Origin of the sequence: Pelagibius sp. Alg239-R121, from assembly GCF_947331435.1 — a bacterium.
Lineage (GTDB): Bacteria > Pseudomonadota > Alphaproteobacteria > Kiloniellales > Kiloniellaceae > Denitrobaculum.
The window spans coordinates 181,972-203,882 of record NZ_CAMZOF010000003.1 but is presented as its reverse complement, the minus strand read 5'-3'; the positions used below and the strand labels follow the sequence as shown (position 1 = coordinate 203,882).

Genomic DNA, 21,911 nt, shown 5'->3' with positions numbered 1-21,911 from the left:
CGATTATTGCGTCGCGGAGTATTTTAGAGCCGGTGTCAGTCTACGCCGGCTCCGGCATCGTCCATGGGGTGATGCGGGCGTGATGAGGTCGGCCAGGGCTCGCCAAGATCTTCCAGATGGCAACGAATGGCAGAGACCTCAAGTCGAATCACGCCACCGTCGGAGAAATGCAGGGCAATGGCCTTGTCCGTGGAGGCGACGGTCAGAAGATTTAAGATCTGATCCTTTTGGCTCATATCAATATTTCGGACCTGCACATTACGAACCTTATCGAAGCAGACACCACAGTTGACCCGCTCATAGGGCGCATCTTCGGCAAAACTGGCGTCTTCCAGCTCGAGCGCTTCCTGTCCGGTTTCTGCAGCCGGCTCCCTGTCGCCGGCAGCCTGCGCTGTCGCTGCGTTTGGTGCGGTATTAACAGGCACATCAGCTGGTTCGGCGGCAGCGCCGCCAGATTCAGCATCGACAGTTTCCCACCGAAAACGATTGGCGACGAAGACGAAACGCTTTTCCGCCTTCAAGTAGGTTACATCGCTGAGCGGGACCAGAGCATCCTGCAGGACACCGGCTACAACGCGCATGTCTTCTGTATCATGCGCGCGCAGCTTCAAGGGTTTGACGTCGCCGGTTAAATTCACGTTCAGGAACCCTTGATCCGTTCAATGTCGGCGCCACAGGCCGCTAGCTTTTCTTCGACCCGTTCGTAACCGCGGTCTAGGTGATAAACGCGATTCAGCATGGTTTCACCCTCGGCTGCAAGCCCAGCAAGCACGAGAGAGACCGAGGCGCGCAAATCCGTCGCCATGACTTCTGCGCCGGTCAGTCGTTCCTGCCCACGCACCATCGCAGATGCGCCATGCACGTTGACATTCGCGCCCATCCGAGCCAACTCGGGGACGTGCATGAAGCGGTTTTCGAAGATTGATTCTGTAATCATGGCGGCGCCCTCGGACGCCGACATCAGAGCCATGGTCTGCGCCTGAAGGTCAGTGGGAAAGCCTGGGAAAGGCTCGGTCATCACGTCCACTCCGGTCAGACGCCCGTTCAGACGGCGGACCTTGAGGCCGTTTTCTGTCTCGGTGATCTCGACCCCCGCTTTGGTCAGGATTTCGATCACGGCACCCAGATGCTCGGTCCGCGCGCCAAGGAGCTCAAGATCACCGTTCGTGATCGCGGCGGCAATGGCATAGGTGCCGGTTTCGATCCGGTCGGGTACCACGCTGTGATCGGCACCATGAAGGCGTTCAACCCCCTCCACCACAAGAGTGTCGCTGCCGATACCCTCGATCTTCGCACCCATCTTCACCAGACAGTCCGCCAAATCGGTAATCTCCGGCTCTCGCGCCGCATTGATCAGGCGGGTCGTTCCCTTGGCCAAGCAGGCTGCCATCAGCAGATTCTCGGTCGCCCCAACGGAAACCTTAGAAAAAATGACCTCGGCCCCGTGTAGGCCATTTGGCGCCTTTGCATAGATGTAACCCTCGCGGATCTCAATCTCCGCCCCAAGCAGCTCAAGCGCCGTCAGATGCAAATCGACGGGACGGGTACCGATGGCACAACCGCCCGGCAGGGAGACCTGCGCCTGACCGACCCGCGCCAACAGCGGACCAAGGACCAATACGCTGGCGCGCATCTTGCGCACCAGATCGTAAGGTGCGCGGGTCGAGGTGATCTCACGCGCGGTCATCTCTAACACCCGGCCGGTGTGTCCGCCGTCGGTCGCGCCGTTCATGTGCAGATCTACGCCATGCTGGACCAGCAGGTTGGCCAGCGTCGTGATATCCGCCAGATGCGGCAGGTTTGACAGGGTCAGGGTCTCATCGGTGAGCAAGCAGGCAGCCATCAGGGGCAGCGCCGCATTTTTGGCACCGCTGATCTGAATTTGCCCTTTCAGGGGCCGGCCGCCGCGTATTCTTATCTTATCCATTCAATCTTCCACATCGGGCTTTCCGAACCGGGCTTCCCCATGGCGGCATCGCCATCCCGAACTTTATCTCCGACCTATTCATCCAATTGCGCGAACCTGTGTAATCATTGGCCAGCTACTGCAGATGCCCAGCGCATGCAGCCAAACCGCCTTTGCTACAGGCGCGGCAGGGTCACCCCTGTCTGTTTCATGTATTTGCCCGCCCGGTCCGCATAAGAGGTTTCGCAGACTCCCTCGCCTTTTAAGAACAGGAACTGACAGGCGCCTTCGTTGGCGTAGATCTTGGCCGGCAGCGGCGTCGTGTTGGAAAATTCCAGTGTGACATGCCCTTCCCATTCGGGCTCCAGCGGCGTAACATTCACGATGATCCCGCAGCGCGCGTAGGTCGACTTGCCCAAGCAGATCACCAGGACATCACGTGGGATTCTGAAGTACTCTACGGTCCGCGCTAGCACGAAGCTGTTTGGCGGAATGATGCAGACATCGGTCTTGCGTTCGACGAAGCTCTGGTCCGAGAAGTTTTTGGGGTCAACCAGCGCGTTGTCCACATTGGTGAAGATGCGGAATTCGTCGGCCACCCGTGCGTCGTAGCCATAGGAACTGACACCATAAGAAATGACGCCCTCGCGGCGCTGCGCTTCGACATAGGGCTCGATCATAGCCTTGGTCTCGGCCATCTCTCTGATCCAGCTGTCGGGCAAAATCGACATATCGGCGGTCTCTCTCAAATTCCTACGGGTCGACGGGCGTATTTGTTTGCGTGCTCGCAGGTGACGGCATCGACCACCACTCCTTGTCTACAACTCAAGGGTCGTGCAAGTCACCAGCGGGTCTTCTACTGCAAAAATCGGGGGAGTCTCAAGGAGAAGCTGCGATAATCACTCCCCTTCACCCCCTGCTGTCCCGGTCTTAGCGGATGCGGAGCCCGTATCTGGCGGGTCCGTACGTTCGCGCAGCTGTGCTTTGCGCTTGCGCAGGTTGTCGCGCAACGCCTGCGCCTGCCGGCTGCGCCGCTCGTCGAGCTGCGCCCGCCCCTTGTCCGACAAACGTGTGTGACTGGGTGTATTTTGGCTCATGGCGCGCAGAGTGCTAGGTGATCGTGGCAAGGTCAAGGCGCCATAGTTCGCCTCTCCCAGACCGATAAAACACTTCTAACACCCGAATTGAGATCGTCACCGATTCCCCTCTCCGTCCGATGGCATGAAGCCTCTGGAATCGCTTAAAAAAACCACATGTAAATTCGGCGCTTGCCATGACGCCTCACTGGTGGCATTTTCCCGCCAAATCAGCCCCCAGTGCCGCCGTAGCTCAGGGGTAGAGCACACCCTTGGTAAGGGTGGGGTCGCGTGTTCAATTCACGCCGGCGGCACCATTTATCTTATTGAAATTAAATCCAATATTCGAATTTTGTGGCAATTCACACTCGCCCTAACGATCACCCCATGCCTACACGGCATCGAGGGAATTCGGTCCAACTTCCTACGCCTTAACGCAGGCGAGAATTAAGGCCGAACCATATGTCCGAACGCAGCTTTGCCTTGGTCCTGCCGTAATTTTCTTATTTCTATACCCGCGGCACAGCGTGACAAATCGTAGCATCGGCATTCATGGAAAGTCAGAGGATCCCAAGCTAAATTAACGGTTGGTGCCGCCTAAGAGCACGCCTCCCGACAGGTTGCAGAACAAGAGCTCAGCCTTGGACCTTGGTCCAAAAGAGGGGAAGAAATCTGTATTTAGAAGGGTTCTTATGCTATCAGGATGCCACGATAGCCCAACGGAGAGAGATCGAATGAAAAAAAGTTTGAAGGCGATGGCGCCGGTTGCACTGGCACTCGCGGTCGCTTTGACCAGTGGAAGCGCCTTTGCTGAAGGTGACGCTGCAAAGGGCAAAAAGGCCTTTAAGCGCTGCTCTGCCTGCCATTCTGTGGAAGCAGGCAAGAATAAAGTCGGACCAAGCCTCCATATGATCATTGGACGCAAAGCCGGGAGCGCCGAGGGTTACAAGTATTCGTCAGCCTTCGGCGAAGCCGGCGAGAAGGGCCTCGTCTGGGACGCAGACATGCTCATCGCTTATCTCGAGAACCCTAAAAAGTACCTCGCTGCATTTCTTGGCAAAGACAAAGTCAAGTCGAAGATGGCGAACAAATTCAAAAAGCTTCAGCTTCGCGAAGACATCGTCGCCTATCTGCAATCCCTGCAATAGAGCGCACGCATAAACACCGCAGCCTGGCCGGCAGCGGTGCAAGCTAGAAACCGGCCCGGGGCATACGCCTTCGGGCCGGTTTTTATATGACTGCCTTCCCGGGCACGCCCACCTCATTTAGGTGGTTCAACGGCAAGGGCATCGTCGCCTTTATCGTACAAAGAGTGAAATTCGAGCGCACGTCTTCAACCATCGGCAACAGCAGCAGGCGCTCCATCAGTCGGCCTCATTGGCTTCCAGGTTAGTGACATTACTAACCGGGCTGATCGCCGGCGGAACACCTATGGCATGGCCGTCAATCGGATCGGCGCCTCAAATTCGCTGCGCTGGTACCGGTTATCTTCACACTCCTGGGAATGATCCTGCTTGGTGAACAGCCGGATCTTCCGACCCTCTGCGGCGTCACGGCAATCAGCCTCGGCGTCGCACTCGCCAGTGGCATTGCCGACCGAAAGACCACCCTGAGCACTTGATCTGAATCAAGGAGGGGTATGGCCAGGCCCTATAGCATGCCGCCATCTGTTAAAGACAGCGGAGCAGGTCATGACCGAAGCGATCCAGACACTTCGATCCGAGCACAAGACTACGGCGCGGATGCTCGACCTGCTCGAGCGCCAAATCACCCTGTTCGAGGAAACTCAACAGCCGGATTACGATCTGCTGAAGGAAGTCATCGACTATTTCCTGACCTATCCGGATCTCTATCATCATCCGAAAGAAAATCTGATTCTCGAGGTGCTGCGCCGAAAAGCACCGGAAGCCGCGGCACCTGTCGGTGATATCGAGAGGGAGCATGCCGAGATTTCGTCGCGCCTGCACGATTTTGCTCATGCCGTCGTTGAGGTCCTGATGGAAGCGGAAGTCTCGCGAGATGCCTTCGTCAAGATCGCCCGCGACTTCGTCGAGGAACAGCGTCGGCACATGATCAAGGAGGAACAGGTGTTCTTTCCAGCAGCCCTAAAGGCGCTGACCCCCGTAGACTGGGAGGCAATCGATAAAAAAGTCTCGCGCTTCAACGACCCACTGACCGCCACTGAGAGCGAATTGCGCTTTGACTCACTGCGGCAGATGCTCCGCAGGTAATCAGGTGTAACAGAGGCAAGCCCAGAATTGCGGTCTCAAGCCGGTCTTTTGGCAATGAAGTCGATCTCCACCAGCGCCTGCACTGCCAGAGCTGTCACCCCGACACAGGTTCGAGCCGGCAGCCGGTCGGCAGGAAAATAGGACCGATACACGTCGTTCATGATGGTGTAATCCCTCTCGAATTCAGTCAGGAAGGCCCGAGCCGAGATAACGTGCTCCAAACCCAGTCCCAGACCTTCAAGCACCAACACGAGATTATCCATCACCCTGCGTGTCTGCGCCTCGATCCCTTCGCCCAGCGGTGCCAAGGGATCGGTCGGATCGGTCGGCATCTGTCCGGTCAGAAAGATCCAGCCGTCGACCTCTACAGCATGGGAAAAGGGCGCCACAGGCTGAGGCGCCCGGTCAATCATATGAAATGCGGGAGAGGTCATTCAGTTCGCATCCTCTTTTAGCAATCGTGTTGCCAGCTTAAATTCAGGCACACAAATGAGCGGCCACCTGTACGGCAAACCCGCAAGGCAGGAAACCATAAGGCCGACACCGCATCTGCGGCAACCACTTCACTCTCAAAGCCGTCATTTGACCGCAGCGCCGGATCTCCCCAGACTGACACTCCCGAGCCTTAGTCATAAATCATGAGGGCGGTTTGCGTTCTTGCTCACGTCTGCGAGGAACGATCGCACTTCAGAAAGTCCGAATTGGGGGCACAAGAACCATGGCTGACAAATACGACGTGATCATACTGGGTGGCGGAAATGCGGGATTTGGTGTCTCGGCAATCGCACAGGACGCCGGCAAGAAACTCGCATTCGTCGAAGAGTGGGACTTCGGCGGCACCTGTCCCAACCGGGGCTGCACGCCGAAGAAGTTTCTGGTTGCGGCCGCCCACGCGCTTCATGAGATTGAGCTTGCCAGCGCACACTGCATTACGGTGGGCAAACCTAAACTTGACTGGGCAGGCCTCATCCAGCGGACGAAATCGATGGTCAGCGGCGTGCCCGGCGGCATGGCTGGTCTTGCAGAAAAAAGAGGCGATGTTTTCAGGGGTTCCGCCAAGTTCGTCAGCCCGAATTCGATCGAGGTGAACGGCCAGGTCTTAGAGGGTGAAAACATCGTCATCGCCACAGGTTCGACGCCCCGGCCTTTGCCGATCGTGGGCGCCGAGCACATGATCACATCCAACGAGGTACTATCGGAAGAAAGCCAGCCGGACGAAATCGTCTTCATCGGCGGCGGCGTAATTGCGATGGAGTTCAGTCACGTCTACGCCCGGGCCGGAACCAAGGTAACGATCCTGGAAGTCATGCCCCGGCTGTTGCCGCGTGTAGAAGAAGGTGCCGTTGCTGCGGTGCAGACCGAGAGCGAACGGATCGGCATCACAGTCAAGACCAGCGTTCAGGTCAAAGAAATCACCAAACAGAACGGCAAGCTCTGCGTCGCCTACGAACACGAGGGTCAAGCACTTACCCTCAGCGCCGACAGGGTGGTCAACGGCGCGGGGCGCATTGCCAACGTCGAGTCCCTCGACCTCACTGCGGGAAACGTCAAGCACGACAGGATCGCCGTCGAGGTGGACGAATTCTTGCGTTCGACATCAAACCCATCGGTCTGGGTCTGCGGGGATGCGCTTGTCACTTCACCTCAGCTCTCGCCCATCGCGACCTACGAGGGGCGGATCGTGGGCCAGAATATTGTTAACGGGCCCAGCGCCACTCCGGATTACAGCGTTATTCCTAGTGGAATCTACACAGTGCCGGCCCTCAGCACCGTCGGCCTGACCGAAGAAGAGGCGAAGCAGAAAGGTCTGAACGTCAATGTCACCGTCAATGACATGACGGGATGGTTCTCTGGCAAGACCTACGCCGAATCCGTGGCCTATGCGAAAGTTCTGGTAGATGAGGGCAACGATCGTATTGTCGGTGCACATATGGTTGGCCATCAGGCTGAGGATTTGATCCACTACTTCGCGATGGCCATGCGTCATGGGATTTCAGCCAGCAAACTCAAGGACGACATGTTTGCCTTCCCGACCTTCTCGTCCGACCTGAAGAATATGTTCTAGAAGACGCTGTGCGTTCCGAGTCCGCCGCGTTCAACAGCAGGTGATCTCTTGTGAATTGCTGAATCTGGGTCTGAGCCCAAGATCCAGGGTGACCGGAACTTACAGCACAAGAGACCGAAACCTTGGGATTCACCGTTTTTCGACGATCCACCACCTTGCTTCTGGCAGCGCTTGTTGCGACGCCCTTGGTGATGGCACCAGCTCTGGCAGCGCCGGTAACCGTTCCGCCATCCTTTGACGATTGGAAGCTTCTGGTCCTGCCGGACAAGCAGCCAGCCGAATTCAAGGTTTCCAAAGACGGCGGGCTTCAGGTTGAGGCCACGGACGCCGTGGGCTTTCTCTATGCGGAGATCGACGGTGCGCCCACGAAAAGGATGGCGTGGCGCTGGCGTGTGGACAAGGATATTCCGCCGACCGATCTGTCCAGAGGCGGCCGCGACGACCGGCCACTAGCCGTCCATGTCTGGTTTCCACCAAAACCTGAAGATGTCACTTTGAAAGATCGCCTGGGATCTTTGTTCGGCTATCCCATGATCGGGCAAGTGCTCACCTATGTCTGGGGCGGCACCGCACAACGCGGCGTGGAGATGGCAAATCCACACTTTGAGGATTCGAAGTTGATCGTCCTCAGATCCGGCACGACCCCTACCGGCACCTGGTTCAACGAAGAAATCGATATCGCGGCCGATTACAAAATGGCTTTTGGGACGGCACCACCGGCTCAGGCCTATATCGCCATATCCGCTGATACGGACGACGTCGGTGGCACTTCGGTCGCGCGACTGGACAGCCTGAAGCTTCTCTCCGCCAAGTCAGCTGCTCCAAGACATTCTAAAGTACCCGGCAGCAAATGAGTGCGACTTTGAACGGCCAACTCGAAGCCCTGGCGGACAAGGGTGGAAGGGCACAGTCGGAGCATCCTTCCTTGGATTGGGAGGGAATGCCTCCGAAGCTCACGTCTTGGCGCCGCGGAATGGCCATTGGAATTGTGAATCAGTTCATCGGCGGCGAAGAGGCCACGGCACGCCTTTGCCGAGACCTTGCGCCACGAATCTGCCTTGCGTCCGCTCGTGACTGTCTCTTGATTCAGGTCGAAGATGAGATGAATCACGCCGCCATCTACCGCCGCTACCTGAATAGGATAGGCGGCAGGGCGTCGGCGCATCACTTCCTCGAAGAAGTGGTGAAGCGTTCCTTGTCCTGGAAGGGTGCACCGGAAGCGGCTCTTCTCGCGTTTCATGTCATTGTCGAGGGAGAGGCGCTGGCCTTCCTGGACGAGGCGCGCGACTGGATTCAAGACCCTCTGTTCCACAACTTAAGTCGACAGATCGCCAGAGACGAGGCCCGTCACGTGGCCTTTGGGCGTCTCTATCTGTCTCAAACCCTTCCATGTCTTCCATTGCAGGAGAGGATCGAGATCTATCGCTGGTTACGGGCACTTTGGTTCGACGGGACCACGCGCCTGACCAAAGGCCGCCTGGGCAGCGTAATCGCCACCGCCCTTCCCCACAGTTGGATGCAAAAACGTTGGGACCATTGGATCCTGGCACTACAGCCAACAGGACTGTTCGACGGCGCCACTCTCTCGGAATTTAGCTAATTATGAAAATCTCAATTGTCATTCCCACGTTGAACGAGGCTGAGCGGATCGGCAAAATCGTCCGCGATCTGCGGCAACAGGATCCGAATTGTGAAATTGTCGTGGTCGACGGCAGCAGTGAGGACCGAACGCGTGAGCAGGCGGAACGAGCTGGCGCATGGGCTTATGTCGCCCCCCGTGGCCGGGGGCAGCAACTTGCCCTGGGCACCTTGCGTTGTACGGGCGACGTTATCCTGTTTCTGCATGCTGACACTCACCTCCCCGAAGGCTGTCTGAATGCCATAAAACAGCAGCTGGAAGATCCCGATGTTATCGGTGGTAATTTTCATACTCTGTTCGACGGCGACACCCAGTTTGCAGAGTGGCTGACGGATTTTTATGCCTGGTTCCGCGGCCACGGACTTTATTACGGCGATTCAGCTATATTTGTCCGCCGCCGCGTTTATGACGCGATTGGCGGCATTCGGCCAATCGCCTTGATGGAGGATTATGATTTCTCGCGGCGTCTGGAACGCCACGGCAAGACTGTATGTATCGATCTGCCAGCAGCCGAAACCTCGTCCCGGCGGTTTGAAGGCCGGCGCCCGGTGGCAATTGTCTGTGGCTGGGTACTGATCCACGCGCTTTATCATCTCGGCTTGCCGCCGAGTCTCCTGGCAAGCCTATACGATTCCTCTAGAAAGCGTGGTTTACCCTCTCGCTTCTCAAGACTTACAAACACACCGCAGAACGAGCGGGTTTAAGATCAGATCCAATCAGCCTGTAAGGTCTCGGGCTTCTTAGATGCGGGCAGGCTTATTTGAGCGCTCGAATTTGACTGGTGACTCGAAGCACGCATCAAATGATTCAACCTGTCAATCTTGAGTCGATCTTTGTTTGAGTTTGAGAGCAAGAAACGGGTAGTTCCTCTAGCCCTACGTCTCTAGTCTCCGCGTGAGTGAATGCTTGCGAAGGAACGAGAGATGGAAGCTCCCAAGACTATGGATGGACAGGATTGGGGGCTATTGATCCTGCTTTCAGTTCTGTGGGGCGGCGCTTACTTCTTTGCAGGCGTTGCAGTGAAAGAACTGCCGCCGCTCACCGTTGTGTTGGCCAGAGTGTTTTTAGCGGCGATCGCCTTGCTGCCGCTGTTTTGGTATTTTGGTCATTCGCTGCCGAAATCTCTTTCTGGCTGGCTTCCATTTTTCGGCATGGGTTTGTTGAACAATGTACTGCCATTCGGATTCATATTTGCGGGTCAGACTCAAATCACAGTCGGTCTTTCCTCCATTATCAACGCCATGACGCCGTTGTTCACTGTTGTTGTGATGGCCATATTTTTAGAAGAGCGCTTAACCGTTAACCGCGTTATCGGAGTAATACTGGGTGTCGTAGGTGTCGCAGTGCTGCGCGGGTTCGATGGTCCCTTAGACGTTAGCCAGACACTTGGCATAGGTTTGTGTCTGGCTGGTGCTCTTAGTTATGGTTTTGCAGCACTTTGGGGGCGCAAGTTCCTGGTCGGTGTTCCGCCTCTAAAGTCCGCAACATGTCAGTTGATCTGCTCGACGCTGATCATAGGCGTGGTTGTTTGTTTTATTGACAAGCCCTGGACTCTTGCCGCACCAAGCCAGAGCACAATTTCGTCTCTGGTCGCGCTTGCTGTTTTTGGAACTGCCGTCGCCTATATCGTCTTTTTCAAAATCCTGGTTCGCGCCGGCGCAAGCAATGTCATGCTCGTAACCCTGCTAATACCGGTGACGGCGCTTGTCTTGGGAAATGTTTTTCTGGGTGAACCTGTCCAATCGAAAGAAATTATAGGTGCTGTCATAATTGGAGCTGGGCTTTTGTTCATCGATGGCCGCGTGATCAATCGTTTGACCGGAAAACGGGCCGTCGCAGACTAATACCTACGTTACCTCGCAAGAGCCGTTCATTGAAACGGCGGAGCAAATATCTCCGTTCGACTCTAATTGTCTTTATCCCTGTGGGGAGGTGCCGTCGTTAAGACTCCAGTCGTAACGAGTATCCTCGATGTCGCCAATCGCGTCTAACCGCTCCGCCAACGCGGGGGCGGCGTATCGCTTCAGATGTGCCAGCACCGAATGCGTCGAACCGCCGAAGTCTTCCTGGAACCAGTCATAGATCTTGGACACAGTCACTTTACTGCCTGCCACTGAGACACCGCGCGGATCGTTGATGTAATCTTTAGCGGCTGAATCCAGCCTGTTCCCCACCTCTGCACCATCATAGGCATCCCTGGCAAGATTCGGACACCCGATTGACGCGCAATTGACCGCATAGTGCAGCCGCGGGTCATTCCAGATCGGGCGTAAAATTCGATGCTCTATGTCGTTGAGGCTGAGCGCCTCGCCTTCGACTGAAACCAGTTCCTTGTCCCAAGGGCCATCTGAGAAAAGGCCTGGCGAGATGTCAATATCCCGGATGCTCTCGACCGGATAGTGAGCGAGAATGACCTGCACCGTCACGGCATTGTATAGATTGATCCAATACGCCAGCTGTTCGTCCCGGGTGTAGCGGCTAATCGGCAGTGCGGTCAGATCCGCAATGACTTTGGCAAGTGCTCCCTTACCCCCCGAACGAAAGGCAGCGTAGTCGACCCGATTCACTCCGTCGGAACTCACCTGCACGAAGCGCTTGAGCAATCCGTCCCAATCCGAGAAATCGATCTTGGCTGTAGAGTTTGGATCGTGCCGTTCCCAACGGGGCCAGAGGTCGGCTGATGGTGCAAAGAGGTTTTCGACTGAGGTAAAGCCGCTAAGCGGGATGATCAAGGCGAATGAAAGAAGCAGGCGCCTACTTACGCCAAACACCAAAGAGGGGTCTTTACCAAGAAACATCATAGGCCTCGAACACCAAAAAATACGCTATTCGAGATCTTGGGTGACAGCCGGCAAATGGAAATCAAACAATCGCGACATCTGTGTGATACGGACGGGATCGAAATCTGTCTTCGCGATATCAGTGGAAACAGTCAGACACTGACATCAGCTGTTGTCCTTATGATTCTTGAAGGCCAGCAGATAGAAATCATAGGACGCCATGCAGAGCACAACAATCGAGATAACTCGAAGGTCCCAGGCATCAACGAACCAGATGATAATTGTGACGAACGCAATCATGCAAAGCATGGAAAAGGTCGCGAAAAATTTATCAAACATCTATCAATTCCTTCCGCGCGATGGTCCGCTCCAGATCATTAATCATGGCTCTCACGCATCGTCACTTTGCTCTGATACATGCCTCGAAAGCCAGTTGGCCGTGCGTAATAGTCGGCCATCGTCATGGCGCGGACCGATAAGCTGAACCCCCATTGGCAGCGAATTCTCCCCTTCCAGCAACGGCAGTGTTACCGCCGGCGTGCCGCAAAGCGTCCAGAGTGCGCAAAAAGCCGGATTACCGGTCGCCTCCAATCCAAGCGGCGCTTCTCCGGGTGCAGCGGGTGTGATCAGGGCGTCGTAGCGGTCGAAGATTTCGTCCAGGCCTGCGTTCAAAACTTCGATCCAGTCGAGAGCGGCCATATAATCATGGGCCAGAATCGATCGCCCTTCTTCCACTGCTGCGCACATTTGCGGGCTCAATTGATCTTTGCCGCGTTGATAGTAGTGACCAAAATTCTTGGAAAGTTCCGCCAGCATGATGGTGCGGTGAATAGCGTGTCCTTCGGCAAAGGGGCTCGGCAGCACCACTTCATCACAATTGCCGCCCAGGAACGCAGCCAATTCGCCAAAGGCTTCCTTGGTCACCTCTTCGGCCTGATCCCAGACCGGTGACCTCACAAACGCAAAGTTTGGCGTCAGCGGCGGTTCAGAAACCGCCTGGGACTGCAGTGGTGGCCTGGGTATCGCACTTGTCGCCCGGTCCCGCGGGTCAAAACCACTGATGCATTCGGCCAACAAGGCCACATCCTCAACACAGCGACCGAACGCGCCGATGGTATCCAGATGCGGCGCCTGTGTAACGACCCCGCTGCGGGGGATCAATCCATAGGTCGGCTTGTATCCGACAACACCGCAAAAAGCTGCCGGACGAATGACTGAACCGGTTGTCTGCGTGCCAATGGCTAACGGCACCATCCCGGCGGCAACGGCGGCAGCGGAACCCGACGAAGATCCGCCTGGCGTCCGAGCGGAGTCATGTGGATTTTTTGTCTTACCCGGTGCGAAATAGGCAAGTTCGGTGGTAACCGTCTTTCCCATGATAATCGCCCCGGCCTCGCGCAACTTCGCCACCAAGGCAGCATCGTCTCCCGGGCGGCGCCCTGCATCTAACGGCGTACCGTTTTCGGTCGGGATACCCTTGGTATCTACAATATCCTTAATGCCGACAGGTAAACCGTGAAGCGGCCCGATCGGCCGGCCGCTCACGCGCTTTTCGTCCGCGCTTTTAGCCTGCGCACGTGCAAAGTCGGGATTGAGGAACGTCCAGGCCTCAACCTGTGGCTCCCGCTCTTCGATTCGCGCAAGGCAGGCCTCGACCAGTTCGCTCGCCTGGATGTCGCCTTTCGCCAGACGAGGACGCAGTTCGCTGGCTGTCAGATCGGCCAAAGGCTCCATCAAATGACCTCCAACACTTTAAAGATTCTCATAAACCCGCGCCTTGTATCATGAGCCTCCGTCAGCCGTAGACCAGTTCCGGAAGGCCCAGCGCCAGGACCGGAAAGAGGTACAGCAGGACCATTGCCAGTACGATCATGGAGAGGAACGGCATGACCCCCTTGAAGATCTGTACCAGCGTGACCTGAGGCGGCGCCACTCCTTTCAGATAGTACGCCGCCATCGCCATTGGCGGGGTCAAAAACGACGTCTGCAGGTTCAAGGCGACCAGAATGCCGAAAAACAACGGATCGACCCCGAAATGCGGCAGCAACGGCAGGAAGATCGGCACGAAGATGATGATGATCTCGGACCACTCGAGCGGCCATCCCAGCAGGAAGATGATCAGCTGCGCCAGGATCAGGAACATAATAGGTGAAAGCTCCAGGCCGAGCACGAATTCACTGACCAGGTGTTCGCCACCCAGATACGAAAAGACGGAGGAGAAAGTCCAGGAGCCGACGAACAACCAGCAGACCATCGCGGAGGTCCGAACGGTCAGATAGACGGATTCGCGCAAACGGCTCCAAGTCAGTGAACGATAGACAGCAGCCAGGAACAAGCCGCCCAGCGCACCGATGGACGCGGCTTCCGACGGCGTGGCAAGACCGAACAGAATCGCCCCCAGCACTGAAAGGATCAGGATCGCCAGCGGAAAGAACGAGGTCAGCAACATCCAGGCTACTTGCAGGCCGGTGTATGTTCCCGCTTCTTCATCAGTTGCCTTGGGTGCCAACGATGGATTGAACATGGCCCTGCCGACCACATAAGCCATATAGAGTCCCGCCAGCATGAAACCGGGTATCAGTGCACCGGCATAAAGCTTCACGATGGAAACGTTGGAGGCCGCCGCGTAGACGATCAGCATAATGCTCGGCGGGATCAGAATCCCCAGACAACCACCGGCGCATATAACGCCGCTGGCGAAGCTGGTGTCATAGCGTGCTTTCAACATGGCCGGGAAGGCCAGCATGCCCATCAACGTCACCACCGCGCCGATAATACCGGTCGCAGTCGCGAACATAGCGCAGGTCAGCAACGCCGCCACCGCCATGGCGCCTGGCAACCGCCGAGCCGTCAGATAGAGGGTCGTGAACAGGCGATCGACGATGTTCGCCCGTTCAACAATATACCCCATAAATAGAAATAGGGGGATCGCCGTGAGCACATCGTTCGCCATCACGGAATAGGTTTGATTGACGAAAAGATCGAAGATCCGGTTATCGAAAATCGTCTGCATCCGTTCCGGGTCGTAATAGGCGTAGTAGCCAAAGCCGACGCCCATGGCCATCAGTGTGAAGCAGATCGGAAAACCAAGGAAAATCGTCATGATGAAGATGCCGAGCATCATGACGGCAATTTGAGGGTCGGTCATTTGCGCTCTCCATCGGGCGCGATCACATCGACGGCCTCGCTGCTATGCTTCAAAATTTCATGCTCATGCTGTTTCAGCAAAACATCTTCCATTTCTTCGACATCGTCGTGGGCTTTGGGCCACTCATTTTCGCGGATGCAGATCAAGCAGCGGCAGATCTGTGCCAACCCCTGAATAAACAGCAGGACGCCGGCCGCGACGATGATGGTCTTGAATTGAAAAATCGGAACGTTCGCGGGGCTCATGACACTGACTTCACTGTAGCGCCAGGACCGTGACGAGTACTTCCAGCCGGCGAGGATAAGCGCAATGATGCCGGGATAGAAAAACAGGATGTAGAGAACGAGTTCGACCTTCGCCTGCGTCCGCGGTTTCCAAAGACGGTACAGAAAGTCACCGCGCACATGGCCGTCCCGGGACAGTGTGTAAGCGCCCGCCATCATAAACAGCGTGCCATACATCATGTAACTAATGTCGAACGACCAAGCGGTCGGGTCATTCAGGATGTATCGGACGAAGACTTCATAACCGACGCCGAAGGTCATGATCAGAATGCACCAGGAGAAGGCCTTCCCGAACCAAGCCGAGATGCCGTCCACGATTTCGATAAAGCGTTCCATTTCAGCTCCGAATGCGGCCGGTCACGAGTCAGCCGCCGCCGCTCCCGTCATCACAGGAAGATATGGCAATAGGGGCGGCAAGGATTGCCGCCCCTACCCATTTTACTCAGGCCCTACTTTCACAGGCCATCGGGAGATGCCAGAGGGCCGTTCACGTTCTTGTTCAATCGATCAAGAACCAGCACACTCTAGAAGCCGAGCTTACCCGGGAAATAGTGCTCGTAGGCAAGCTTGTAGTCTGCTGAGTTCATGAGGTCATAGAAGGCCACCCGCTCAGACCAGGCCTTCTGGCTGTCAACGACCTTCTTGAAAAACTCGTCTTTCAGGAGACCTTCCAGCACCTTGTCCCAGGATGCGAGCTGCGCCTTCATCACCGAGCTCGGCGTGCGGTGAACATTGACGCCGTCATCATTGATCAAGGTCTGCAGGTCTTTGGAATAGCTGTCCATGGCCATGCCATAGTTGGCGGTGTTGGTGGCCTCCGCAGCATATTCGAGAATCGCCTTCTGCTCGTCGGCCAACGAATCGAACCGCTGCTTGTTGAAGATGATTTCGAAGAATTCAGCTGCCTGATGGTACGAGCCCATCATGTAGTCTTTCGAAACATCCTGCGCGCCGAACTGACGGTCGGCGGTTGGGTTGTTGAACTCGAAAGCCTCGATCACGCCACGCTCCAGAGCCGGAACGATTTCACCACCGGGAAGCTGGGTTACTTTAAGGCCCATGCCCTGCATGATGTCTGTGGCAAGACCAACCGTGCGATACTTCAGGCCCTGCATGTCGTCGGCGGATTTGATCTCCTTCTTGAACCAGCCAAGCGGCTGCGTCGGCATGGGCATTGCGAAGAAGCCGACCAAGTTCAGGCCGAGCTTATCCTGAACCAGTTCCTGATAGAGCTCTTTACCGCCGCCATAGTGGATCCAAGCAAGAATCTGCGAGGCATTGGCACCGAAAACCGGACCCGTACCGAACAGGGATGCTGCCTTGTTCTTACCATACCAATACGCCGTCACGGTATGCGCTGCATCGAGAATACCGTCGTGGCAAGCATCCTGAACCTGGAATGCCTTCACGACCGCGCCTGAGGGCAGGTAATCGATTTTCAGACGGCCGCCCGACATCTTGCCGACGCGCTCGGCGTATTGTTTCGCCATGTCGGAGAAGATCGAAGAAGGCCCCCAGGAGCCCTGCATCTTCAAGGTTATGGTATCGGCGCGCGAAACCTGCGGCATCGCAAGAGCCGCAGTCGCCGCACCGGCCACGCCGGCACCGCCTTTAAGGAACCGACGACGGTTGACCTTTTTCGAATCTGTAGTTTTGGACATACTTTCCTCCCTGGTTGACTTTTATTCTCACCGCTTCACGGCAGAGCACGCTTGTCAGTCACGCAATCATTGCCATGCGCAGGCATGGCCTTTCCAAACCTAGGAACTGAATTCAGTTTAAGCAGACTTTAGCTTGCTGCGCAATAAAACCTGGTTCCGCATGGTGGAAACGAGATCAAACACGTGAAAATAGGCGATTAAGTTGCCAATTTTCACGCAACCGTGAAGTAATTGGTAAAGACAAAATACCAAACTGGAATAAATATATCGGCATTTATACAGACTGTTCTAAAAGTTGCGATTCCACACTCCTTGCAACCCAACAGGTGCTGAACATAATCCACAAACCTCGTAAACTCCCGGCCCGGTAAATCAATACTGTGTCAACATTCCGCCATACATTTCAGGGCCGGATACCGCCGATGGAGTCGGTGATCCGGTCGGCGGCATGCTGGACCTCAGGGCCAATACGGTCGACGCGGTCATCGGGGATGCGGATGGTGGGCCCGGAAACGGAAACACCAGCGATCGCTTCACCGTATTCATTGAAAATCGGCGCCGCGATACAACGCATGCCGAGGGTATGCTCTTCATCATCGACCGACCATCCACGGTCACGAATTCGTTCTAGATCGGCCAACAGTGACCCTGCGTCACGATGGGTCTTATCGGTAAAGCCAACGAGCTGTTTCTTGCGAACGAGCTTACGGACCGCGCCCTCTTCCCAAGTCGCCATCAGGGCTTTGCCTATGCCCGAGGCGTGAATGGCACCGCGGTGACCAGGCCGAAAAAATGCCCGCATGGGCGAATGGCTCTCGAATTGCGAAATGAAGACCACGTCACCCTCGTCCTCGATCGCCAGGTTCACCGTTTCTTCGCAGGTTTCCATCAGTGCGCGCATGATACCACGCCCCATAGTGACCAGCTTTCGGTGTCTCGCGAAGGTGCTTCCGATCTGAAAAGTCTTCACGCCGATCTGCCACTGGCTAGTTTCTTCGTCAAGATCGACAAAGTGCCGGCCCTGTAGCGTGCTGAGCAAGCGATGGGTGGTCGAAGGCGCCATATCAGCGCGCTGCGCCAATTCGCTCAGTGTCAGACCCTCCTCATCAGCGAGCAGTTCCAGTAGGCCAAGAGCTCGATCCAAAGCCTGGACCGAAGACGTCTGTGTCGTCTTGCCGCTTGGCGGCCGGCCGCGCGGCCGGGATAGCGGTGTCGCTTTGGCCATGTTCTCCTCTTCCAAATCGCCGTCTACGCTCAGCTATAGCACGTTTGGCGAGCTGTACCATTTGCGAAGCCATTCTGTGTAAGGCGCTCACAGAAAATTCCACAATATGGAAATTGTTTCCATTTTTGTTGACTTCTTTAATTTTTGGAAATAGTTTCCGCATTATGGAAACACCGCAACAAACGACACGACAGCCGAATAAGGAAGATTGATATGGCCAGAATGACCGCTGTGGAAGCCGCTGTGCGCGTAATGGAACGCGAAGGTATTAGCGTTGCCTTTGGTGTGCCGGGCGCCGCTATCAATCCCCTCTATGCAGCCTTGCGTAAACGCGAGTCTATCGATCATGTGCTCGCGCGCCATGTCGAGGGTGCGTCTCATATGGCAGAGGGCTACACGCGCGCAGAGCCCGGCAATATTGGCATCTGCATCGGGACATCAGGTCCAGCAGGCACGGACATGATCACCGGCCTCTACTCGGCATCGGCGGACTCGATCCCCATCCTCTGCATTACTGGTCAAGCGCCGCGTGCGAAGCTAAACAAAGAGGATTTCCAGGCAGTCGACATCGAATCCATCGCCAAGCCGGTCACCAAGTGGGCCGTAACTGTGCAAGAGCCTGCACTGGTACCGCGCGTCTTCCAGCAGGCCTTTCACATTATGCGTTCCGGTCGGCCGGGACCGGTCCTGATCGACCTGCCCATCGATGTGCAGATGGCAGAGATCGAGTTCGACGACGACACTTACGAACCACTGCCGATCTACAAACCCACCGCCTCGCGACGCCAGATCGAAAAGGCGCTGGACATGCTGAATGAAAGCGAGCGCCCATTAATCGTCGCAGGCGGCGGCGTCATCAATGCAGACGCCGATCAGTTGCTGGTCGAATTTGCCGAGATCACCGGCATCCCGGTTGTTCCCACCCTCATGGGCTGGGGAACGATCCCCGATGACCATCCGCTGATGGCGGGCATGGTCGGACTGCAGACCAGCCATCGTTACGGCAACGCTACATTCCTGCAGTCCGACTTCGTACTGGGCATTGGCAATCGTTGGGCCAATCGCCACACCGGTTCGATCGAGGTCTATACAAAAAATCGCACCTTCGTGCATGTCGATATTGAGCCGACCCAGATCGGCCGAGTCTTCATGCCCGACTATGGAATTGTCTCAGATGCCAAAGCGGCCTTGGAGCTCTTCGTCGCTGTGGCACGTGAGTGGCAACGCGATGGGAAATTGGCTGACCGCAGCACCTGGGCCGCATCTTGCAAACACCGAAAACTCAACATGCATCGTAAGACCCACTACGACCAGGTGCCTCTCAAACCCCAACGCGTCTACCAGGAGCTTAAAGAAGCCTTCGGCCGCGACGTCTGTTACGTCACGACCATCGGCTTGTCGCAGATTGCCGCCGCGCAGTTCCTGAACGTTTACGGGGCACGCAATTGGATCAATTGTGGCCAGGCCGGCCCCCTTGGCTGGACCATGCCTGCGGCGTTAGGCGTTCGAAGAGCCCGCCCCAACGCGGAAATTGTGGCGATATCAGGCGACTACGACTTTCAGTTCATGATCGAAGAATTAGCGGTAGGCGCCCAGTTCAAGTTGCCTTACGTCCACGTTGTCGTGAACAACTCCTACCTCGGTCTGATCCGCCAGTCACAGCGCGGATACGATATGGACTTCCAGGTCGGCCTCTCTTTCGAAAATGTGAACTCACCAGATCTGGGAGAGTACGGTGTGGATCACGTGGCCGTCGCCGAGGGACTTGGCTGCAAGGCCATTCGGGTAACCAGCCCAAACCAGTTCAAGGAAGCCTTTGATCAGGCCAAGCAACTGATGGCTGAACACCGGGTCCCGGTTGTCATCGAGTTTATCCTGGAGCGCATCACCAATATCGCTATGGGGACAGAAGTCGATAACGTGAAGGAATTCGAGGAGATCCTGTGCCTCGATCCGACGCTGGCCATGAACGGTCTCGCCGACTCCCCTGGCAATATCGGCCTCGACGAAATTGAAGCGGATGAGCAGGAGAGAGAACTCTCACCCGCGTAACCACCGCCCAGGTCTAGAAAGCAAAACCAGACGTTAATGAGAGGATCCGCTATGCCTAAGTTTGCCGCCAATTTGACGATGATGTTCAATGAAGTCGGGTTTCTGGACCGTTTCGCGGCTGCAGCCGCTGCCGGATTTCAGGGAGTCGAATATCTTTTCCCATACGACTTCGACAAAGACGAACTAGCGAACCGCCTTTCCGAACATCGCCTGACACAAGTGCTTCACAATCTTCCGGCAGGCAACTGGTCCGACGGCGAACGCGGCATTGCAATCCTGCCGGAACGTACCCTCGAATTTCAAGACGGAGTCAGGAAAGCGATTGACTATGCCAAGGCTCTGGGGTGCACCCAAGTAAACTGCCTGGCAGGGATTGCACCGGAAAATGTACCTGCCGAAGCATTACGTGAGACCTTTGTCGAAAATCTGAAATTCGCCGCACCGATGCTCGCGGAAGAAGGTATCAAACTGCTGATCGAACCCATCAACACACGCGACATTCCCGGTTTCTTTCTGAACCGGACCCAACAAGCCCTGGACCTGATCACCGAGGTAGGGTCGAATAACCTCTTCGTACAGTATGACATCTATCACATGCAGATCATGGAAGGGGACCTGGCGCCAAGTCTTGAGGCCTATCTCGATCGCATAGCGCATGTTCAGTTGGCCGACACTCCGGGTCGAAACGAACCGGGTACCGGTGAGATCAACTATCCGTTCCTGTTCAATCATCTCGACAAGATCGGCTACGACGGATGGATCGGATGCGAATACAAACCCGCCAGTGCGACAGGCGCAGGCCTGGGATGGTTCGAATCATATAAGGGCCTTAAAGACGCCGCTGCCTGAAGTCAGAAGGGCTTCAGAGAGTACTTAAAACAAATCCCCGGCAGGCGGGAGAAACCAATTGCAGGAAGACGCAAAGGAAGTGGAAATGACGACGATCGGCTTTATCGGGACTGGAATTATGGGTGTTCCCATGGCAGGACACCTGTTGGATGGCGGGCACAGCGTCGTCACAACTACCCATCGGACGCCGCCAGCCAAGGAACTACTCGACAAGGGTATCAAGGTTGCAACCAATGCACGGCAAGTCGCGGAGCAATCCGAGGTCGTCATTGTCATGGTGCCGGACACGCCTCAGGTCGAGTCGGTGTTGTTTGGCGAAAACAGTGTCGCAGGCGGATTGAGCGCCGGCAAGCTGGTGATCGATATGAGTTCGATTTCACCCATCGAGACTCAGATTTTTGCCAAGAAGATCAACGATCTGGGGTGCGATTATCTGGATGCGCCGGTATCGGGCGGTGAAGTCGGCGCTAAAGCGGCATCGCTGACCATCATGGTTGGCGGCACTGAAGCGGCCTTCCAGCGGGCCAACCCAATCTTCAGCCTGATGGGTAAGAACATTACGCTGGTAGGTGAAAACGGCGCAGGACAAATCACAAAAGTCGCGAACCAGATTGTTGTGGCGTTGAACATTGAAGCCGTCGCCGAAGCGTTGGTCTTTGCCTCCAAGGCCGGCGCAGATCCTTCAAAAGTCCGTCAAGCTCTGATGGGAGGCCTAGCATCATCTCGCATTCTGGAGGTTCATGGCGAGCGCATGATTAATCGGACCTTTGAACCTGGTTTCCGCATTGAGCTTCATCAGAAAGATCTTAACCTGGCCCTGCAGGGTGCAAAGACCCTCGGCGTCAGCCTACCCAATACCGCTACAGCTCAAGAGCTTTTCAATTCTTGCGCCGCCAACGGTGGGTCCGGTTGGGATCACTCGGGCATGGTCCGCGCGCTTGAACTTATGGCTAACCACAAGGTTGCCGGGGAGAGTTAAGTCTGGGTTGTTTGCA

At 56.0% G+C, this 21,911-nt stretch carries 22 protein-coding genes and 1 tRNA gene; 11 read left to right on the top strand and 12 right to left on the bottom strand.

The genetic code is table 11. From position 1 onward, the window contains the following. Window positions 1-35 precede the first annotated feature (35 nt). The 4 genes from QMZ18_RS11370 to QMZ18_RS11355 form a co-directional block, all read right to left on the bottom strand. Entirely contained in the window at window positions 36-638 is a 603-nt protein-coding gene (locus QMZ18_RS11370; protein ID WP_282606415.1) for a DUF2948 family protein, read from the bottom strand. Between the two features lie 2 nt (window positions 639-640). Further along, a complete protein-coding gene (gene murA, locus QMZ18_RS11365; protein ID WP_282606414.1) occupies window positions 641-1,927 on the bottom strand; it encodes a UDP-N-acetylglucosamine 1-carboxyvinyltransferase in 1,287 nt (428 codons plus the stop codon). 155 nt (window positions 1,928-2,082) lie between these two features. Beyond that, the gene (gene dcd / locus QMZ18_RS11360; protein ID WP_282606413.1) at window positions 2,083-2,637 is read right to left on the bottom strand and encodes a dCTP deaminase; all 555 of its coding nucleotides are present in this window, start codon (window positions 2,635-2,637) and stop codon (window positions 2,083-2,085) included. A 168-nt stretch (window positions 2,638-2,805) separates the two neighbouring features. After that, window positions 2,806-3,003: a hypothetical protein gene (locus QMZ18_RS11355; RefSeq protein ID WP_282606412.1), complete on the bottom strand. Its 198-nt coding sequence runs from the start codon at window positions 3,001-3,003 to the stop codon at window positions 2,806-2,808. 221 nt (window positions 3,004-3,224) lie between these two features. On the opposite strand from QMZ18_RS11355, the gene QMZ18_RS11350 reads away from it, so the two are divergent. From QMZ18_RS11350 to QMZ18_RS11340, 3 genes are all read left to right on the top strand, one after another. Next, a tRNA-Thr gene (locus tag QMZ18_RS11350) sits at window positions 3,225-3,299 on the top strand. Between the two features lie 417 nt (window positions 3,300-3,716). Continuing rightward, complete coding sequence (locus QMZ18_RS11345) at window positions 3,717-4,130, top strand: cytochrome c family protein (protein ID WP_282606411.1); 414 nt, start codon at window positions 3,717-3,719, stop codon at window positions 4,128-4,130. A 543-nt stretch (window positions 4,131-4,673) separates the two neighbouring features. Beyond that, on the top strand, window positions 4,674-5,213 hold the full coding sequence (locus tag QMZ18_RS11340) for a hemerythrin domain-containing protein (RefSeq protein ID WP_282606410.1): 540 nt from the start codon (window positions 4,674-4,676) through the stop codon (window positions 5,211-5,213). A 35-nt stretch (window positions 5,214-5,248) separates the two neighbouring features. Here the strand turns inward: QMZ18_RS11340 and QMZ18_RS11335 are convergent, their stop codons facing one another. Beyond that, a complete protein-coding gene (locus QMZ18_RS11335; protein ID WP_322097193.1) occupies window positions 5,249-5,647 on the bottom strand; it encodes a RidA family protein in 399 nt (132 codons plus the stop codon). A gap of 284 nt (window positions 5,648-5,931) precedes the next feature. Here QMZ18_RS11335 and QMZ18_RS11330 point away from each other — a divergent pair, with 284 nt between their 5' ends. The 5 genes from QMZ18_RS11330 (at window position 5,932) to QMZ18_RS11310 (ending at window position 10,761) form a co-directional block, all read left to right on the top strand. Beyond that, complete coding sequence (locus tag QMZ18_RS11330; RefSeq protein ID WP_282606409.1) at window positions 5,932-7,278, top strand: NAD(P)/FAD-dependent oxidoreductase; 1,347 nt, start codon at window positions 5,932-5,934, stop codon at window positions 7,276-7,278. A 122-nt stretch (window positions 7,279-7,400) separates the two neighbouring features. Continuing rightward, window positions 7,401-8,132, top strand: coding sequence for a DUF3047 domain-containing protein (locus QMZ18_RS11325; RefSeq protein ID WP_282606408.1), 732 nt, complete (start codon window positions 7,401-7,403; stop codon window positions 8,130-8,132). Then, entirely contained in the window at window positions 8,129-8,878 is a 750-nt protein-coding gene (locus QMZ18_RS11320; protein WP_282606407.1) for a hypothetical protein, read from the top strand. The genes QMZ18_RS11325 and QMZ18_RS11320 overlap by 4 nt, the downstream gene beginning before the upstream one ends. 2 nt (window positions 8,879-8,880) lie before the next feature. Next, complete coding sequence (locus QMZ18_RS11315) at window positions 8,881-9,621, top strand: TIGR04283 family arsenosugar biosynthesis glycosyltransferase (protein ID WP_282606406.1); 741 nt, start codon at window positions 8,881-8,883, stop codon at window positions 9,619-9,621. A gap of 219 nt (window positions 9,622-9,840) precedes the next feature. After that, on the top strand, window positions 9,841-10,761 hold the full coding sequence (locus tag QMZ18_RS11310) for a DMT family transporter (protein WP_282606405.1): 921 nt from the start codon (window positions 9,841-9,843) through the stop codon (window positions 10,759-10,761). Window positions 10,762-10,833: 72 nt separating this feature from the next. Here QMZ18_RS11310 and QMZ18_RS11305 read toward each other — a convergent pair whose 3' ends face one another. From QMZ18_RS11305 to bhcR, 7 genes are all read right to left on the bottom strand, one after another. Next, window positions 10,834-11,718 carry a DUF547 domain-containing protein gene (locus QMZ18_RS11305; protein WP_282606404.1) on the bottom strand — a complete coding sequence of 295 codons (885 nt, stop codon included), beginning with the start codon at window positions 11,716-11,718 and terminating at the stop codon, window positions 10,834-10,836. A 144-nt stretch (window positions 11,719-11,862) separates the two neighbouring features. Then, complete coding sequence (locus tag QMZ18_RS11300; protein ID WP_282606402.1) at window positions 11,863-12,036, bottom strand: hypothetical protein; 174 nt, start codon at window positions 12,034-12,036, stop codon at window positions 11,863-11,865. A 51-nt stretch (window positions 12,037-12,087) separates the two neighbouring features. Then, window positions 12,088-13,431 carry an amidase gene (locus QMZ18_RS11295; RefSeq protein ID WP_282606401.1) on the bottom strand — a complete coding sequence of 448 codons (1,344 nt, stop codon included), beginning with the start codon at window positions 13,429-13,431 and terminating at the stop codon, window positions 12,088-12,090. A gap of 61 nt (window positions 13,432-13,492) precedes the next feature. Further along, window positions 13,493-14,845 (bottom strand): TRAP transporter large permease subunit, encoded by a 1,353-nt coding sequence (locus QMZ18_RS11290; RefSeq protein WP_282606400.1) that lies wholly within the window; start codon window positions 14,843-14,845, stop codon window positions 13,493-13,495. Beyond that, window positions 14,842-15,465 carry a TRAP transporter small permease subunit gene (locus QMZ18_RS11285; protein ID WP_282606399.1) on the bottom strand — a complete coding sequence of 208 codons (624 nt, stop codon included), beginning with the start codon at window positions 15,463-15,465 and terminating at the stop codon, window positions 14,842-14,844. Before QMZ18_RS11285 ends, QMZ18_RS11290 begins: the two co-directional genes overlap by 4 nt. 188 nt (window positions 15,466-15,653) lie before the next feature. Continuing rightward, entirely contained in the window at window positions 15,654-16,790 is a 1,137-nt protein-coding gene (locus tag QMZ18_RS11280) for a TRAP transporter substrate-binding protein (RefSeq protein WP_282606398.1), read from the bottom strand. 403 nt (window positions 16,791-17,193) lie between these two features. After that, window positions 17,194-18,015 (bottom strand): HTH-type transcriptional regulator BhcR, encoded by an 822-nt coding sequence (gene bhcR / locus QMZ18_RS11275; RefSeq protein WP_282606397.1) that lies wholly within the window; start codon window positions 18,013-18,015, stop codon window positions 17,194-17,196. A gap of 213 nt (window positions 18,016-18,228) precedes the next feature. Between bhcR and gcl the strand changes: the two genes are divergently transcribed. From gcl to glxR, 3 genes are all read left to right on the top strand, one after another. Further along, the gene (gene gcl / locus QMZ18_RS11270; RefSeq protein ID WP_282606396.1) at window positions 18,229-20,067 is read left to right on the top strand and encodes a glyoxylate carboligase; all 1,839 of its coding nucleotides are present in this window, start codon (window positions 18,229-18,231) and stop codon (window positions 20,065-20,067) included. Window positions 20,068-20,118: 51 nt separating this feature from the next. Continuing rightward, window positions 20,119-20,916: a 2-oxo-tetronate isomerase gene (gene otnI / locus QMZ18_RS11265; protein ID WP_282606395.1), complete on the top strand. Its 798-nt coding sequence runs from the start codon at window positions 20,119-20,121 to the stop codon at window positions 20,914-20,916. Window positions 20,917-21,001: 85 nt separating this feature from the next. Continuing rightward, entirely contained in the window at window positions 21,002-21,895 is an 894-nt protein-coding gene (glxR, locus tag QMZ18_RS11260) for a 2-hydroxy-3-oxopropionate reductase (RefSeq protein ID WP_282606824.1), read from the top strand. Window positions 21,896-21,911 lie beyond the last annotated feature (16 nt).

Coding starts and splice junctions, on each gene's coding strand:
- murA (WP_282606414.1), bottom strand. CDS start 1,927: ATGGATAAGATAAGAATACGCGGCGGCCGGCCCCTGAAAGGGCAAATT.
- dcd (WP_282606413.1), bottom strand. CDS start 2,637: ATGTCGATTTTGCCCGACAGCTGGATCAGAGAGATGGCCGAGACCAAG.
- QMZ18_RS11355 (WP_282606412.1), bottom strand. CDS start 3,003: ATGAGCCAAAATACACCCAGTCACACACGTTTGTCGGACAAGGGGCGG.
- QMZ18_RS11345 (WP_282606411.1), top strand. CDS start 3,717: ATGAAAAAAAGTTTGAAGGCGATGGCGCCGGTTGCACTGGCACTCGCG.
- QMZ18_RS11340 (WP_282606410.1), top strand. CDS start 4,674: ATGACCGAAGCGATCCAGACACTTCGATCCGAGCACAAGACTACGGCG.
- QMZ18_RS11335 (WP_322097193.1), bottom strand. CDS start 5,647: ATGACCTCTCCCGCATTTCATATGATTGACCGGGCGCCTCAGCCTGTG.
- QMZ18_RS11330 (WP_282606409.1), top strand. CDS start 5,932: ATGGCTGACAAATACGACGTGATCATACTGGGTGGCGGAAATGCGGGA.
- QMZ18_RS11320 (WP_282606407.1), top strand. CDS start 8,129: ATGAGTGCGACTTTGAACGGCCAACTCGAAGCCCTGGCGGACAAGGGT.
- QMZ18_RS11315 (WP_282606406.1), top strand. CDS start 8,881: ATGAAAATCTCAATTGTCATTCCCACGTTGAACGAGGCTGAGCGGATC.
- QMZ18_RS11310 (WP_282606405.1), top strand. CDS start 9,841: ATGGAAGCTCCCAAGACTATGGATGGACAGGATTGGGGGCTATTGATC.
- QMZ18_RS11305 (WP_282606404.1), bottom strand. CDS start 11,718: ATGATGTTTCTTGGTAAAGACCCCTCTTTGGTGTTTGGCGTAAGTAGG.
- QMZ18_RS11300 (WP_282606402.1), bottom strand. CDS start 12,036: ATGTTTGATAAATTTTTCGCGACCTTTTCCATGCTTTGCATGATTGCG.
- QMZ18_RS11295 (WP_282606401.1), bottom strand. CDS start 13,431: ATGGAGCCTTTGGCCGATCTGACAGCCAGCGAACTGCGTCCTCGTCTG.
- QMZ18_RS11290 (WP_282606400.1), bottom strand. CDS start 14,845: ATGACCGACCCTCAAATTGCCGTCATGATGCTCGGCATCTTCATCATG.
- QMZ18_RS11285 (WP_282606399.1), bottom strand. CDS start 15,465: ATGGAACGCTTTATCGAAATCGTGGACGGCATCTCGGCTTGGTTCGGG.
- QMZ18_RS11280 (WP_282606398.1), bottom strand. CDS start 16,790: ATGTCCAAAACTACAGATTCGAAAAAGGTCAACCGTCGTCGGTTCCTT.
- bhcR (WP_282606397.1), bottom strand. CDS start 18,015: ATGGCCAAAGCGACACCGCTATCCCGGCCGCGCGGCCGGCCGCCAAGC.
- gcl (WP_282606396.1), top strand. CDS start 18,229: ATGGCCAGAATGACCGCTGTGGAAGCCGCTGTGCGCGTAATGGAACGC.
- otnI (WP_282606395.1), top strand. CDS start 20,119: ATGCCTAAGTTTGCCGCCAATTTGACGATGATGTTCAATGAAGTCGGG.
- glxR (WP_282606824.1), top strand. CDS start 21,002: ATGACGACGATCGGCTTTATCGGGACTGGAATTATGGGTGTTCCCATG.